The 15149-nt window shown below is 62.9% G+C and carries 15 protein-coding genes; 9 read left to right on the top strand and 6 right to left on the bottom strand.

The annotated features are described in order from the left end of the window. Positions 1-64: 64 nt before the first annotated feature. From BLS51_RS13665 to BLS51_RS13650, 4 genes are read left to right on the top strand one after another with little or no spacing between them, the layout of a single operon-like run. Positions 65-3568 carry a response regulator gene (locus tag BLS51_RS13665; RefSeq protein ID WP_090189008.1) on the top strand — a complete coding sequence of 1168 codons (3504 nt, stop codon included), beginning with the start codon at positions 65-67 and terminating at the stop codon, positions 3566-3568. Between the two features lies 1 nt (position 3569). Next, positions 3570-4388, top strand: coding sequence for a CheR family methyltransferase (locus tag BLS51_RS13660; RefSeq protein WP_090189009.1), 819 nt, complete (start codon positions 3570-3572; stop codon positions 4386-4388). A 2-nt stretch (positions 4389-4390) separates the two neighbouring features. Continuing rightward, positions 4391-4993 carry a chemotaxis protein CheB gene (locus BLS51_RS13655; RefSeq protein ID WP_090189010.1) on the top strand — a complete coding sequence of 201 codons (603 nt, stop codon included), beginning with the start codon at positions 4391-4393 and terminating at the stop codon, positions 4991-4993. Next, entirely contained in the window at positions 4993-6171 is a 1179-nt protein-coding gene (locus BLS51_RS13650) for a hybrid sensor histidine kinase/response regulator (protein ID WP_090189011.1), read from the top strand. Before BLS51_RS13655 ends, BLS51_RS13650 begins: the two co-directional genes overlap by 1 nt. Here BLS51_RS13650 and BLS51_RS13645 read toward each other — a convergent pair. Together BLS51_RS13645 and BLS51_RS13640 are read right to left on the bottom strand one after the other, a co-directional pair. Continuing rightward, positions 6168-6563 carry an EF-hand domain-containing protein gene (locus BLS51_RS13645; protein WP_229207694.1) on the bottom strand — a complete coding sequence of 132 codons (396 nt, stop codon included), beginning with the start codon at positions 6561-6563 and terminating at the stop codon, positions 6168-6170. The two genes, BLS51_RS13650 and BLS51_RS13645, sit on opposite strands and share 4 nt — an antisense overlap. A gap of 112 nt (positions 6564-6675) precedes the next feature. Beyond that, positions 6676-7527 carry an outer envelope protein gene (locus BLS51_RS13640; RefSeq protein WP_090189014.1) on the bottom strand — a complete coding sequence of 284 codons (852 nt, stop codon included), beginning with the start codon at positions 7525-7527 and terminating at the stop codon, positions 6676-6678. Positions 7528-7729: 202 nt separating this feature from the next. On the opposite strand from BLS51_RS13640, the gene BLS51_RS13635 reads away from it, so the two are divergent. Continuing rightward, positions 7730-9394: a methyl-accepting chemotaxis protein gene (locus tag BLS51_RS13635; RefSeq protein ID WP_090189016.1), complete on the top strand. Its 1665-nt coding sequence runs from the start codon at positions 7730-7732 to the stop codon at positions 9392-9394. Between the two features lie 30 nt (positions 9395-9424). Next, on the top strand, positions 9425-9712 hold the full coding sequence (locus BLS51_RS13630) for a 2Fe-2S iron-sulfur cluster-binding protein (RefSeq protein WP_090189019.1): 288 nt from the start codon (positions 9425-9427) through the stop codon (positions 9710-9712). Here the strand turns inward: BLS51_RS13630 and BLS51_RS13625 are convergent. Together BLS51_RS13625 and BLS51_RS13620 are read right to left on the bottom strand one after the other, a co-directional pair. Beyond that, entirely contained in the window at positions 9709-11178 is a 1470-nt protein-coding gene (locus tag BLS51_RS13625; protein ID WP_090189021.1) for a DUF4214 domain-containing protein, read from the bottom strand. The genes BLS51_RS13630 and BLS51_RS13625 overlap by 4 nt on opposite strands. 67 nt (positions 11179-11245) lie before the next feature. After that, the gene (locus BLS51_RS13620) at positions 11246-12145 is read right to left on the bottom strand and encodes an AraC family transcriptional regulator (protein ID WP_090189024.1); all 900 of its coding nucleotides are present in this window, start codon (positions 12143-12145) and stop codon (positions 11246-11248) included. Positions 12146-12256: 111 nt separating this feature from the next. Here BLS51_RS13620 and BLS51_RS13615 point away from each other — a divergent pair, with 111 nt between their 5' ends. After that, complete coding sequence (locus BLS51_RS13615) at positions 12257-12793, top strand: carboxymuconolactone decarboxylase family protein (protein ID WP_090189027.1); 537 nt, start codon at positions 12257-12259, stop codon at positions 12791-12793. On the opposite strand, the gene BLS51_RS13610 is transcribed toward BLS51_RS13615, so the two are convergent. After that, positions 12790-13095: a hypothetical protein gene (locus BLS51_RS13610; RefSeq protein ID WP_090189029.1), complete on the bottom strand. Its 306-nt coding sequence runs from the start codon at positions 13093-13095 to the stop codon at positions 12790-12792. The genes BLS51_RS13615 and BLS51_RS13610 overlap by 4 nt on opposite strands. A 61-nt stretch (positions 13096-13156) precedes the next feature. On the opposite strand from BLS51_RS13610, the gene BLS51_RS13605 reads away from it, so the two are divergent. Beyond that, positions 13157-13426 (top strand): MoaD/ThiS family protein, encoded by a 270-nt coding sequence (locus tag BLS51_RS13605; protein ID WP_090189031.1) that lies wholly within the window; start codon positions 13157-13159, stop codon positions 13424-13426. 2 nt (positions 13427-13428) lie between these two features. Next, positions 13429-14520 (top strand): WD40/YVTN/BNR-like repeat-containing protein, encoded by a 1092-nt coding sequence (locus BLS51_RS13600; RefSeq protein ID WP_090189034.1) that lies wholly within the window; start codon positions 13429-13431, stop codon positions 14518-14520. A 7-nt stretch (positions 14521-14527) separates the two neighbouring features. On the opposite strand, the gene BLS51_RS13595 is transcribed toward BLS51_RS13600, so the two are convergent. After that, positions 14528-15136: a TetR/AcrR family transcriptional regulator gene (locus tag BLS51_RS13595; protein WP_090189036.1), complete on the bottom strand. Its 609-nt coding sequence runs from the start codon at positions 15134-15136 to the stop codon at positions 14528-14530. Positions 15137-15149 lie beyond the last annotated feature (13 nt).

The raw sequence follows: 15149 nt of genomic DNA, 5'->3' as shown, positions 1-15149 counted from the left end.
CAGCCGTGGTAAGACTTGTGTTTGAGATAAACTTATCGATTCTCAAGTTAATCTGGCCCAGACCATGCCAAATTCCACCATGATGGACGACCGCGGTTTCCGTCGCATCCTTGTTCGTAACGTTACCTTGCCGCTGGCCGCAGGGGTTGTCAGCGCAGGCGTGTTTGTTATCCTGCTTGCTTATCTGATAACTACGATGAACTGGGTCGAGCACAGCGAACGGGTAATCGGCAACGCCAATCAGATAGGCAAGGAAATGGTCGACATGGAAACCGGCATGCGCGGCTACCTGCTGGCCGGCGATGAGTCCTTCCTGCAGCCGTATATCGTCTCCAAGCCGCGTGTGGCCGCCAATATCGACGGCCTGATGGTGCTGGTCAAGGACAATCCGACCCAGGTCGACCGGCTGCGCACGATTCAATACCAGCAGCAGCAATGGGACTTGTATGCCCAGGAAATGATACGTTTGCGCGCCGCCAGCGGCGATGTCACCGGCCCGATCAAGACCGCGCGCGGCAAGGCGCAGTTTGACGAGATCCGCCGCCAGCTGGAATTGTTCGTCAATACCGAAGTCCGCATGCGCCAGGAGCGCAATGACGAATCGCGTACCGTTACCACCACGGTGGCGGTGGTGTATCTGCTGCTGACGCTGGGTGTGGGTGGCGTGCTGGCCTGGTTCGGCCGCCGCGAGCTGACCGGCTTGTCGCGCGTCTACACGCGCGCGCTGGACGACCACGCCGAGCACGCCAAGCTGTTGCAACAGCAGGCCTGGCTGCGCACCGGCCAGAGCGAGCTGGCGCAGCAGGGCATCGGCCAGCTGGCGTTGCCGCAGCTGTCGCAAACGCTGCTGCAATTCCTGGCGCGCTACATGGGCGTGGTGGTCGGTGCGCTCTACCTGCGCGCGCCGGACGGCAGCTTCCGCCGCGTCGCGTCCTACGGTTTCAGCGATGCCTGGGAGCAGCGCGACCAGCAGTTCAAGCCGGCCGAGAGCCTGGTGGCACAGGCGGCCCTGGAACGCCGCGTGATCCGCCTGGAGCCGCTGCCATCCGATTACATCCAGGTCGCCTCCGGCTTGGGCGGCGGCGCGCCGGCCAGCGTGCTGCTGGCGCCGGTCGACAGCGATGGCGATATTAACGGCGTCATCGAGCTGGGCCTGTTGCGCCCGATCACCGAGCGCGATGTCGACCTGCTGACGCTGGTGAAAGGCAATATCGGCAGCGCCATCGAGGCCAGCCATTCGCGCCAGCGCCTGCAGGAAGTGCTGGCCGAAACCCAGCAGCTGAACGAGGAATTGCAGGTGCAGCAGGAAGAGCTGCGCACCGCCAACGAAGAGCTGGAAGAACAGTCGCGCGTGCTGGAAGAATCCCAGGCCAGCCTGGAAAACCAGAAGGCCGAACTGGAGCAGACCAACGAACAGCTGAACGAGCAGGGCGTGGCACTGGACCAGAAGAATGCCGAACTGCTGAAGGCCCAGCAAGACCTGGAAGAGCGCGCGCGCGACCTGGAGCGCGCCAGCCAGTACAAATCGCAGTTCCTGGCGAATATGTCGCACGAGCTGCGCACGCCGTTGAATAGCTCGCTGATCCTGGCCAAGCTGCTGGCGGAAAACGGCCAGGGCAACCTGAACGAAGAACAGGTGCGCTTCGCCAACACCATCTATTCAGCCGGCAACGACCTGCTGAACCTGATCAACGACATTCTCGACATCTCCAAGGTCGAAGCCGGCAAGCTGGACCTGGTGCCGGAGAATATGCCGGTGCGCCACGTGGTTGAAGGCATGGCCATGGTGTTCGAGCCGCTGGCGCAGCAAAAGAAGCTGGCCTTCCAGATGAAGGTGGCCGAAGGTCTGAACGAGCACATGGTCACCGACCGCCAGCGCCTGGAGCAGATATTGAAAAACCTGCTGTCGAACGCGCTGAAATTCACCAGCAGCGGCCAGATCACGCTGACGGCGCAGCCGGCCGGCGCCGGCCAGGTGGCGTTTTCGGTGCAGGACACCGGCATCGGCATCCGTGCCGAAGACCAGCAAGGCATCTTCAACGCCTTCCAGCAGGCCGATGGCACCACCAGCCGCAAGTATGGCGGCACCGGCCTGGGCCTGTCGATTTCGCGCGACCTGGCGCAACTGCTGGGCGGCAGCATCAGCCTGGTCAGCGAGCCGGGCAAGGGCAGCTGCTTCACGCTGACGCTGCCGCTGGCTTGGACCGCGCCGGAGCCGGGCCCGCGTGCCGGCAGTTCGACCTCGGACAACAATGCCGCCGCAGTGGAAATCATCCATGCGCCGCTGCCGGACGTCCCGGCGCCAACGCCGGCGCCGACCGTGCCGGTGCCGCGCGCCTTCGACGATGACCGCCTGCTGTTGCAGGCCGGCGAAGAACCGCGCGGCCGCCTGGTATTGGTAGTGGAGGATGACGCCACGTTTGCCCGCATCCTGTACGACCTGGCGCACGAGAAGCAGTACCTCTGCCTGGTCGCTTTCGACGCCGATGAAGGCCTGACGCTGGCGCGCGAATACCGGCCGGACGCGATCATGCTGGACATCCGCCTGCCGGACCGCTCCGGCCTGTCGGTGCTGCAACTGCTGAAGGACGATGCGCAAACCCGCCATATCCCGGTGCACGTGGTATCCGGTTCCGACAACGGCGAAGCCGCGCTGCACCTGGGCGCGATCGGCTACGCGCTGAAGCCGACCACGCGCGAGCAGCTGATGGAAGTGTTCCGCCGCATCGAAACCAAGCTGACGCAGAAGATCAAGCGCGTGCTGCTGGTGGAAGATGACGACCGCCAGCGCGACAGCGTGGTGCAGCTGATCTCTGACGATGATGTTGAAATCGTCGCTGTCGGCAGCGGCGAGGAAGCGCTGGCGCTGCTGCGCACCACCGTCTACGACTGCATGATTATCGACCTCAAGCTGCCGGACATGCAGGGCAACGAACTGCTGCAACGCATGGCGGGCGAATCGCTGGCGGCGTTCCCGCCGGTGATCGTCTACACCGGCCGCAACCTGTCGCGCGCCGAGGAAGCCGACCTGCACAAATACTCGCGCTCGATCATCATCAAGGGCGCCCGTTCGCCGGAGCGCCTGCTGGATGAAGTGACGCTGTTCCTGCACAAGGTGGAAGCCGACCTGTCCAGCGAACGCCAGCGCATGCTGAAGACGGTGCGTGCGCGCGACCGCGTATTTGAAGGCCGCCGCATCCTGCTGGTGGACGACGATGTGCGCAACATCTTCGCCCTGACCAGCGCGCTGGAACAGAAAGGTGCGCTGGTGGAAGTCGGCCGCAACGGTTACGAAGCACTGGAAAAACTCGATACCGTGGCCGATATCGACCTGGTGCTGATGGACGTGATGATGCCGGGCATGGACGGCCTGGAAGCCACGCGCCGCCTGCGCGACGACCCGCGCTTCGCTCGCCTGCCGGTGATCGCCATCACCGCCAAGGCGATGAAGGACGACCAGGAGCAGTGCCTGGCGGCCGGCGCCAGCGACTACCTGGCCAAGCCGATTGATCTGTCACGCCTGTATTCGCTGCTGCGCGTCTGGATGCCGAACGCCGAACGGAGCTGATATGCATCACAGCGACACCGATATCGAGCTGAGGATGTTGATCGAAGCGATCTACATGAAGTACAGCTACGATTTCCGCGACTACACCGGCGCTTCGCAAAAGCGCCGCGTGCTGCACGCGATGCGCGAGATGGACTGCGACAGCATCTCGGCGCTCCAGGCGCGCATCATCCATGAACCGGCCGCCTTCAGCCAGCTGCTGCAATACCTGACGATACCGGTAACCTCGATGTTCCGCGACCCGACCTACTTTGCCGCCTTGCGCGAGCATGTGGTGCCGGTGTTGCGCACCTATCCGTCGCTGAAGATCTGGATCGCCGGCTGCAGCACCGGCGAGGAAGTGTATTCGATGGCCATCCTGCTCAAGGAAGAAGGCCTGCTGGAACGCAGCATGATCTACGCCACCGACATCAACCCGCAGTCGCTGGAGAAGGCACGCAAGGGCGTGTTTCCGCTGGAGGCGATGCGCGAGTACACGCATAACTACCAGCAGGCCGGCGGCACGCGCAGCTTTTCCGACTACTACACGGCCGCCTACAACGCCGCGCTGTTCGACAGTGCGCTGTGCGAGAACGTCACCTTTGCCGACCACAGCCTGGCCACCGACGCGGTGTTTGCTGAAACGCATCTGATCAGCTGCCGCAATGTGATGATTTATTTCAAGAAGAAGTTGCAGGAGCGCGCCTTCGGCCTGTTCCACGAATCGCTGTGCCATCGCGGCTTCCTCGGCCTGGGCAGCAAGGAAAGCATCGACTTTTCCGCCTACGGACCGAGCTTCGAGCCCGTCCTCAAGCGCGAGCGCCTGTTCCGCAAGCGTTGATCATGAGCACCTCGCATATCCAGGCAGCATTGGCAGACCGCAAGGTGGAGGCGGTGGTGATCGGCGCCTCGGCCGGCGGCGTCGGCGCCCTGCTGCGCCTGCTGCCCGGCCTGCCGGCAGATTATCATTGCGCCATGGTGGCGGTGCTGCACATTCCGGATGGACGCCAGAGCCACCTTGCCGGGGTATTCCAGCAGCGCATGAAATTGCCTGTACGCGAAGCGCGCGACAAGGAAGAAGTGTCTTCCGGAACGCTATACTTCGCTGGTTCGGGCTACCATCTGTCGGTGGAACGCGACCGCAGTTTCTCGCTGAGCTGCGAAGCACCCTTGCATTTTGCCCGTCCGGCGATTGACTATTTGATGGAATCCGCAGCCGATGCCTATGGCCCTGGTCTGGTCGGCGTGCTGCTGACTGGCGCCAATCACGATGGCGCCGCCGGGCTGGCCGCGATTGGCGCGGCAGGCGGCCTGACCGTGGTGCAGGACCCGCAGGAGGCCGAAGTGCCGACCATGCCGCGGGAAGCCATCCGGCTGCGCCAGCCGGACCTGATTTTGCCGTTGGATGAGATACACACCCTGTTGATGATGCTGGAGAACAATTAATGCAAGACGCATCCCCCACCAAACTGCTGATCGTCGACGATCTGCCGGAGAACCTGCAAGCGCTGAATGCCCTGATACGCGGCGACGGGCGCGAGGTGTTCCAGGCCGGCTCCGGCGAGGAGGCGCTGGCGCTGTTGCTGCAACACGACTTCGCCATGGCTTTCCTCGATGTGCAGATGCCGGGCATGGATGGTTTCGAGCTGGCCGAGCTGATGCGCGGCACCGAGAAGACACGACAGATCCCGATCGTCTTCGTAACAGCGGCCGGCAAGGAGCTGAACTATTCGTTCAAGGGCTATGAGGCAGGCGCGGTGGATGTGCTGTACAAGCCGCTCGATCCACGTGCGGTGAAGGGCAAGGTGCAGGTGTTCGTGGCGCTGTACGAGGCGCGCGAGGCGATGCGCCGCCAGGTCGAGGCGCTGGAGCTGGCGCGCCAGCAGCAGGCCGAGATGCAGGCGCAGCTGGAGCGCGCGCTGCTGATGCGCGATGAATTCATGTCGATGGTGTCGCACGAGATGCGCACGCCGCTGAATACGCTGTACCTGGAAACCCAGCTGCGCAAGATGCAGCTGGAGCGCGGCAATATGGCCGCCTTCGGCGCCGAACAGTTGCAGCGCATGGTGGCGCGTGACGACCGCCAGATCCAGAGCATCATCCGGCTGATCGACGACATGCTGGATGTGTCGCGCATCCGCAGCGGCAAGCTGTCGCTGCGGCCGGGCTGGGTGGAGCTGTCCGGCCTGTTGCGCCGGGTGGTGCATGATCTGACGCCGCAAGCCACCACCGCCGGCACCAGCATCACGCTGGAGGCCAGCACGCCGGTCAGCGGCTGGTGGGATGAGTTCCGTATCGAGCAGATCGTGGTCAACCTGCTGACCAATGCGATGCGCTACGGCTGCCAGCAGCCGGTCAGCGTCAGCCTGACGGTGGAGCAGGACTGGGCACGCGTGGACGTGCGCGATTGCGGTCCCGGTGTCGCGCCGGAAAACCAGGCGAAGATTTTTGAGCCGTACGAGCGCGGCGTCGGCAGCGATGCGCCGGCCGGTCTGGGCCTGGGCCTGTACATCTCGCGCCAGCTGGCGGAGGTCCACGAAGGCAGCCTGACGCTGCACAGCACGCCGGGCGAGGGCGCGGTGTTCAGCCTGACGCTGCCGCGACGCGACGCGCCGCCTGCTTAACGCGAGTGCGCTTCTTCGCGGCGCTGGATCAGGTAGGTCTGTAAATCGTCAAAGCTGACTTTGCCTCGGCGGGTGGTGTCGATGTGGTCGAAGTTCTTGTCGACCACGCCCAGGCCGGCGCTGCGCGCTTCGTCGCGGCTCAGCATGCCGTTACCGTCGAGGTCGGCGGCGTCAAAACGTTTCCTCAGCTTTTGCATCGGCTGGTAGCGCAGCAGCACCGCGCTGGCACCGGCGTCGCGCAGCGGCTTGCGCAGCGCCGGCGGGATATACGGCTCATAGGTGGGCGCGCCGCGCGTCACGGTGGGCACCCCTTGATCCTGGCCGGGTGTTTGCGCGCTGGCATAAGCCGTCACGCCAGCTGCGGCGATCACGGCGCATTGCAAAAGCTTCATGATTGTCTCCCCCGCATCGCAGGATGCATGGCGTGGAGAGATACTTTGCCGCGAATGCGCGGATTTGGCAAATGGCTTCGGTGCGCGCTGCGTGCGCTGTCGCACAGAAACGTCAGAAGTGGTATTCGGCGCGCACCATCGGCGTTCTGGCGGTGGCGCCAGGATTGTTTCTGGTCGGATTGCCAAACTTGTTGTGCCAGTACTGATAGGCGATGCCGACCTTGAAGCGGTTCTTCGGTGCGCCGATGCGGGCGCTCAGGTCGTACATGACTTGCGCATCGATATTCGTTTCCGGCGCGGTGCCGCCGCCGAATTCGTTGCGTCCCTTGGCGGCGATGTAGTTGGCGTAGCCATTGAACTCCAGCGGCAGGCCGGCGGTGAATGGAATCGACCAGGCGGCGCTGAGCATCGGGTGGGTGCGGTAACGGTAGCGCGCCGTGCCCTGTTGCGTGAAGTCGTTGTACGGCGCGTTGGACTCCCAGATGGCCAGCAGGCTGATATCCAGGAAGCCGGGCACCTCCAGCATCAGCGTCGGGCCGGCCACCAGCATGCGCTTGCGTGAATTGTAGCCGGCGTCGTTCTTGCGGTTGAGGTCGAAGCCGGCGGTGACGCCGATGCCGCGCAGCGGGCCGAAGGCGTAGCTGGCGCCGGTCAGCTTGCCCAGGTCCAGCGTGTGGCGGTACAGCGCATACGCTTCGCGCGCGCGGCCGCCGCTTGGCGACGAGGGATCGTCGGTGGATGACATCAGCCAGTCGATGCTGAAGAAGTTTTTCCCGTACTGGTAGCCGGACACATAGCTGAGGTTGACGATGTGCTTGTCGATGTCCTTGCTGTTGAAAGGCTCGGCGTAGCGGGTGCCGTAACGGTAGCTGAGCGCGGTGTCGCTCCAGTCGGCGGCTTGTGCGCTGCAAGCTGCGGCAACGGTGACCACGAAGACCTTGGTGTGGCGGATGAAACGTGGCATGGCTGGCTCCTTTGTCGGCATTCTAAACCTGACCGGATAGCTGTTGTATCAGTTCGATAAATTTGCGGCGTTGCGACAATTGGTGAACATCTTTCACCGGTATTGCTCCTATTCTGCATACACAGGCCATTGCGGCCTGTGGCGCCCCCAAAGCCCCGGTTCGCCTCCTACTCTTTCCGTAAGCAGTTAAAAAGGAGCGGTCATGCGCGTAAACACCCCGGTCACGCAGAATGAATACATTATGGAGGATGGCAAGACCATCGTCTCCACCACTGATTTGCAGGGCAACATCAATTACGCCAATCCTTACTTTATTGAAGTCAGCGGCTTCACTGAAGAAGAGTTGATGGGCGCGCCGCAAAATGTGGTGCGCCATCCTGACATGCCGGTGGAAGCGTTTGCGGACTTGTGGAGCACCATCAAGGACGGCATGCCGTGGACCGGCCTGGTCAAGAATCGCTGCAAGAACGGTGATTTCTATTGGGTGCTGGCGAATGTGACGCCGGTGATCGAGAACGGCAAGCCGGTCGGCTACCTGTCGGTGCGCACCAAGCCGTCACGCGAGCAGGTGCGCGAAACCGATGCGGTGTATCGCGAAATCAAGAATGGCAATCCGCGCAAGCTGCGCATCGTCAAGGGCCGTGCGGTGTCAACCGGCCTGCCGGCGCGCATCCGCGAAATGACGCGTACCTCGCTGCCGACGCAGATCGCCGCCGCCACCACGCTGCTGGTCGGCGTGCTCGCCGTCGTAGCGCTGGCGCTGATGTTGATGGACGATGCCAGCGTGGCCAAGGCGCACAACTGGCTGGGCGGCCTCGCCATCGTCGCCATGCTGGGCATGCTGGCGTTTGGCCGCAACCTGTATGTGAATGTGGCGCTGCCGTTGCGGCAGGCGACCAAGGCAGCGCGCATGATGGCCGGCGGCGACCTGACCGCCAAGATTGAAATCCAGCGCGACGATGAAGTCGGCCAGCTGCTGGCGGCGCTGCGGCAGACCAATATCAACCTGCACAGCATCATCGGCGACGTACGCGCCAACTTCGACCAGATCTCGGTGGCCACCGATGAAATTGCCGATGGCAATATGGATTTGTCAGGCCGCACCGAATCGCAGGCCTCCAGCCTGCAGCAGACCGCGTCCAGCATGGAGCAGCTGACGGCCACAGTGCAGCAGAGCGCCACCAATGTTGCCAGCGCCAACGAACTGGCCGAGCGCGCGCGCGAGGTAGCGACGCAAGGTGGCAGCATTGTCTCGCAGGTGGTGACGACGATGAGCGATATCAGCGCGTCGTCCAACAAGATTCTGGACATCATCGGCCTGATCGACGGCATCGCCTTCCAGACCAATATTCTGGCCTTGAACGCGGCGGTGGAAGCAGCGCGCGCCGGCGAGCAGGGACGCGGCTTCGCGGTGGTGGCGTCCGAGGTGCGCGGGCTGGCGCAGCGTTCTGCCACGGCCGCCAAGGAAATCAAGGAACTGATCGACACCTCGATCCAGAAGGTGCAGGCCGGCACCACGCTGACCAACAGCGCTGGCGTCACCATGAACGAGGTGATCGAGTCGGTGTGCCGCGTGTCGAAAGTGATGACGGAGATTTCCAACTCGACGCGTGAGCAAAGCAACGGCATCGGCCAGGTCAACGAGGCGGTCATCAAGATCGACGACATCACGCAGCAGAACGCCGCGCTGGTGGAGGAGGCCGCCGCAGCGGCTGGCAACCTGGCGGTGCAGGCGCGCTTTGTGTGCCAGGCGATTTCGGTGTTCAAGCTGCAGCAGAACGCCAGCGCAGCGCTGCGCAACCGCCCGGTTGGCGGCCAGCCATCGCGTCCGCCTGTCAGCAGCAAGCCGCAATTGCAGCTGCATTGATATCATATTGCCTTTCACAGGCAATATGGGATGGCGGGCATGAAGGTAACGCTGGCAGGGCAGGGATGGAGTTTTGACGCCACGGCGCCGGACACGGTGCTACAGGCGGCCGACAAGGCCGGCATCCGCCTGCCCAGCTCCTGCCGCAATGGCACCTGCCGCACCTGCATCTGCCTGTCCACCAGCGGCACGGTGCGCTACCAGATCGACTGGCCGGGCCTCAGCCCGGACGAAAAGCGCGAAGGCTACATCCTGCCCTGCGTTGCCATTGCCGAGACCGACCTCATCCTGCAGGCACCGGCTGCCAGCTTGGCTTAACCGTAAGGCGTATAGGTGAAGCCGTTACCGATCACGCTGATCAGCGTGGCTTGATTTTCCGCACTTTCGCCAAACTCCGCCAGCGCAGCTGCCTGTGTCAGCGTGCCCGAGTTCAGGTGGCCCAGCCAGAAATCGAAGCCGCTCTGGTCACCGGCGCGATGCAGAACGTTGTGGTACAGCTTGTCCAGGAAGGTCGTATTGTCTGGGTTGGCGCCGCCGTACATGGATCGAAATTCGCCGCTCTTGGTAAATTCAAGGGCGATGTCTTTCAGTGTGGCCCCACTGTCCATGGCATTGATCCAAAAACCCAGACCGCCGTTGTCCGGCGTTCGATTGAAGGCCGCCTGATACAGGCGATACACTTGACCGCCATTACCGTTGATGTCCAGCGCAAGCGTGGTGTCGCTGAAATGCAGTCGCTCGACGCCGTTCAGCGTGTCGGTGCCACCGCTGGAGAGCACCGCGTAACCATTGACCGTCTTGCTGACACTGTACGCGGACCTGACGCCGTTGAACACCACTGTATCGGTGCCGGCGCCGCCGTCGACGACGTGGTTGCTGTCGCCCAGCGTGATCATATCGTTGCCTGTGCCAGCATTGACCGACAAGCTGCTCGCGCCGCCCTTGATGCTGATCTTATCGTTGCCGGCGCCGCTGGCGATCACCCAGGCGCTGAATGGTGCTGCGCCCAGCGTCACGTTGATGACATCGTCGGCTGGCAGATTGTTTGGATTGGCCAGCAGTTTGTTATCGATGGTGGTGTCGCCGGTGACTGCAAACGCAATATTGGACAGACTGACGCCGCTGCCGTCGGCGTATTTTTCGATGTACGAGGTCGCGGTGCCGGACACCGACAGCGTTCCAAGGTTCTGGGCGATATTGGTGGCGTTGCCGCTGATGTTGAAATTTCCGGTCAGCGTGCTCGATGTCAGTAGTCGGTCGGCAGAGCCGGTCAGTGTGGTGACCACGCCGCTGATGTCACTGTTGGGTGATAGCGTGACATTGCCGCGTATCCCCAAGATTACATTGCCAAGGTTGCTGTCGTAATTGGGGCTGTAGGAGGGGAGCAGGGTCTGGATGGCGGCTGCTGTCAGCGTACCGCCCGTCCCCTGTATGTTGGGACCGTTGGCGGTAGCCTCGTAATGGTAGTTCAGATTGCCGCTTGCCGTCAGACGGTAATAGGATGGGAAATATTGTTCCAGGTTGGTCGCTGAAGCACTGCCGCTAAGCGCATTCGGGTCGGCTAACGCAACGCCGCTATAGCTGCTGTATCCGTCATCGGAATAGTTCAAGCGCAGGTTGTTGCCCACTAGCGAGTAGGTGGAATAGTAGGGATGAGTTGACGAGAAAGTATAGGCCGCCTGAAAAAACAAGCCGAGCTCTTCAGCCATCGTCGTCGACAGTTCGTTGTTTGAGCCGAGTCCGTTGACGAGTTTGCTGCTGAGGTTGATGTCGATGATGGCCATGATGAGGTGCGGTGAATGAGGGTGCTAAATTTTTACATATGTAACCCTATGTAAATATCACCAATTGTCACCCACTGTGTCTGGCGTGGCGTTTGTAAGCTCCCGGCCCCACCCCATACAGGCGCTTGAAGGCGCGGTTGAACGCCGCTTCCGACTGGTAGCCGACTGCTTCTGCCACATCGCCGGCCTGGCGGCCGTCGTCCAGCAGGCGGGCGGCGCGCGCCATGCGTAGTTGCGTCAGCACCTCGGCCGGCGTGGCGTTGGCGGCCTGCTTGAACAGGCGGGCGAAGGTGGCGCGCGACATGTGGCTGGTGTCGGCCAGGTCTTCCAGCGTCCATGGTTTTTCCGGCGCGGTCAGCATGCCGTTCATGGCCGCTTGCAGACGGCGTTCGGCCAGCACGCCAAACAGGCCGGGCACCGCCAGCGTTTGCTCCAGCCAGGTGCGTATCAATAGCGTGAACAGGGCCGAGGCGAGCTGGCGGATGACGGCTTCCGAGCCGCCGCGCGGCGTTTCCGCTTCTTCCTGCAGCATGCGTAACAAGTAGCGCAGACTTTGCGCGTCCGGCCGGCCGGAGGTGCGCACCACCAGCACTTCCGGCAGGGCGGCCAGCAGGCCGGCGCTGCCGTCAGCGTCGAAATGGAATTCACCGCACAGGATGTCGGTCTGCGGGCCGTCGCCTTCATTGGTCTCCAGGCGCAGCAGGCCGGGTGCGCTGTGCGACGGCGTGGCGTGTGCCGTGTCGCCGATGTGCAGCTGATGGGCGCCGCCATGCGGAAAGACGATGATATCGCCGGTTTGCAGCATCAGGCCGTCGGCCTGGGCTTCGCCGCGCACGATCAGGTGGTAGGGAGCGACGCCGCGCGGCGTGCCAGCGTGGTTGAGTACCCAGGGGGCGCCAAAGTGGCAGCGGACATCCAGCGCGGTACGCACGGGATACAGGGAGAGCAGGTGGCTGAGCGGGTCCATAAGCAGCAGATGAGACGATAGAGCAAATTATAGAGCATTTGGGATATTCACCATCGCAGCTGCGCTGCTTACACTGTGTCCATACCAATTCACTTTGAAAGGAAACAGATCATGTCCCGCTTATTCACCCAAGCTGCTTCGGAAGCCACCGGCCACGCCGCCCAACTGTTCACCGCCATCAAGGGCGCCATCGGCAAGGTGCCGAACGCCTACCTGGGCATCGGCAGCAACAGCCCGGTGGCGCTGGAAGCCGCGCTGAATCTGGATGGTGCGCTGCGTAAAAGCAGTTTGAGCGCCAAGGAAATCGAAGTGGTCAAGCTGGCCGTCAGCCAGGATGCCGGCTGTGATTATTGCCTGGCCGCGCACACGCTGATGGGCGGCAAGGCCGGGCTGAGCGGTGAGGCCATCCTCGGCGTGCGCCATGGCGAGCCGAGTGGCGATGCACGCCTGGATGCGCTGGCAGCGTTTGTGCACAGCGTGGTCACCACCAGCGGCGATGTCGCTGGCAATGTGGTGGTTGCTGTCAAGGAAGCCGGCTACAGCGACGCGCAGATCGTCGACACTTTGCTGGCCATCACCGCCATCACCTTCACCAATCTGTTCAACCGGGTGAATGTGACCGAGATTGATTTCCCGCGCGCCGGCTAATCTTTCTTGCGGAGGCGCTGCAACAGCGCCTCCGTGGTGTCGCTCAGCGGCACGCCATGGCGGCGCAGCAGCTGAATGTTGAGCACCATGTTTTCCAGCACCAGCTTGGCCGCCACGGCCAGCAGCGTCAGGTGCTTGTCTTCTTCGCTGAAGCTCTCCATGGCGTCGGCCATCTCGCACAGATGGTTGGAGATCAGGCCGCGCAAATCGTGTTCGTCAAACGGCAGGTCGGCGAAATCGATCGGGTCTTCCTTCTCCACTTCCTGCATCAGCAGTTCCAGTTCTTCCGGCGTAATCGACATGCAGGGCTCCGTTGGTTGAGGCGATTTCATTTTAGCGCTAATCGGCATAGAATCAGTGCGCATGGCGCAGCTCAACTTCACACAACAATTAGGGCGCTTCATGACCGTGCCGCAGGTGGAGACCACTGCGGCCGATCTACGCGCTGCCCTGGACGCGTGCTTTGCCGATCATCCACGGCTGCGCGGCTATGTGCTCGACGAGCAGGGACACCTGCGCGAGAACGTGGTGATCTTCATCGATGGCCAGCGCACCCGCGAACGCCAGCGGCTTGATGATGCGCTCACTCCCCATTCCCAGGTGTATATCTTGCAAGCTCTGTCAGGAGGCTGACCATGTCCGATCGCGGCTATATCGCCACGCGCAAAGGTTTGTTTGAAATCTCCCGCACGCATGAGGCGTGGCTGCTGGACCGGCAACATTTTCTGGGCGATCCGGTGTCGATGATCTTGCCGGACCGGCGCGACGGCACGCTGTACGCGGCGCTGAACCTCGGCCACTTCGGCGCCAAGCTGCACCGGCGCGACGCCGGTAGCAAGGACTGGGTGGAGGTGGCGGCGCCGGCGTTTCCGCTCAAGCCAGAAGACAGCAACGATCCGGTGGAGTGGAAGGTGCGGCAGATCTGGTCGCTGGCGGCAGGCGGCCCGGACCAGCCGGGCGTGCTGTGGGCCGGCACCTTGCCCGGTGGCCTGTTCCGCTCGGATGATCGCGGCGATAGCTGGCAGCTGGTGGAGGCCTTGTGGAACGTGCCGGAGCGCGCGCAGTGGATGGGCGGTGGCTATGATGTGCCGGGCATCCATAGCATCTGCGTCGATCCGCGCGACAGCAACTCGGTGTTGGTGGGCATCTCCTGCGGCGGCGCCTGGCTGACCAATGATGGCGGCGCCAGCTGGGCCTTGCGCGCCAAGGGCATGCTGGCTACCTATATGCCGCCGGAACTGGCCGGTTCTGAAACCGTGCAGGACCCGCATTGCATCGTGCGCTGTCCCGGCGAGCCGGACAAGCTGTGGTGCCAGCATCACAACGGCATCTGGCGCAGCGTCGACAATGGCGCGCTGTGGACCGAGGTGAGGCCGCCAGCGCCGGTGCCCAACTTCGGCTTTGTCACTGCCGTGCATCCACAGGATGGCGAGACGGCCTGGTTTGTGCCGGCCGAGGCGGACAGCAAGCGGATTCCGCCGCACGCCTCGCTGGCGGTGACGCGCACTACCGATGGCGGCAAGAGCTTTGTCGCCTGGCGCGGCGGCCTGCCGCATCAGCATTGTTATGACCTGGTGTACCGGCATGGGCTGGCGGTCAGCGATGACGGCCAGGTGTTGCTGATGGGCTCGACTACCGGCGGGGCGTGGCTGTCGGAGGATGGCGGCGGCCAGTGGCAGACCATCAGCACCACCTTGCCGCCGATTTATGCGGTGGCGTTCGCCTGAGTTCGGCCTAGTCGGCGTAGGCCAGGAACATCTCGACTGCCGCCTCCACCACCTTGCGCTGCATGTCTGCGCTGAGCGGCGGCTGGTTCATCGTCACTTGCGGCCAGAAGGCGAAGGTTTTCAGCTGGCCTTGCAGTATTTGCGACGCCAGTTCCGGATCACCGGCGCGCACCAGCTTGCCGTCGGCCTGGGCGGCGCGCAGCCAGGTGGTGACCGCTTCTTCCTTCACGCTCAGGCGGGCTACCATTTCCTGCGCCCGCTCGGGTGAGTGGATGGCCTCGGCAATGGCGACGCGCGCCAGGTCGAGGAAGTAGCCATCCTGCAGCATCTCCATCTTTTTACCCAGTAAATCCAGCAATTGCTGGCGCAGCGGAACCGCCGGCGCGTAGGGCGGCGGCTGCATGGCGCCGATGCTGCACCACAGCTCATGCAATATTTGCGCGAACAGTTCGTCTTTACTTGGGAAATGGTTGTAGACGGTGCGCTTGGAAACGCCGGCCGTGGCGGCAATCTTGTCCATGCTGGTGGATTCGAAACCGCTGGCGCGGAATTCGGCGATGGCGGCTTCGACAATTGCTTGCCGCTTGCGGTCGGTCAGTTTGATAGGCGCGTTCATGCTTTTATTTTAC

The sequence above is a fragment of the Duganella sp. OV510 genome, from assembly GCF_900100205.1.
Taxonomy (GTDB): domain Bacteria; phylum Pseudomonadota; class Gammaproteobacteria; order Burkholderiales; family Burkholderiaceae_D; genus Rugamonas.
The sequence above is the reverse complement of the archived record's forward strand: the minus strand, read 5'-3'. Positions and strand labels throughout refer to the sequence as shown.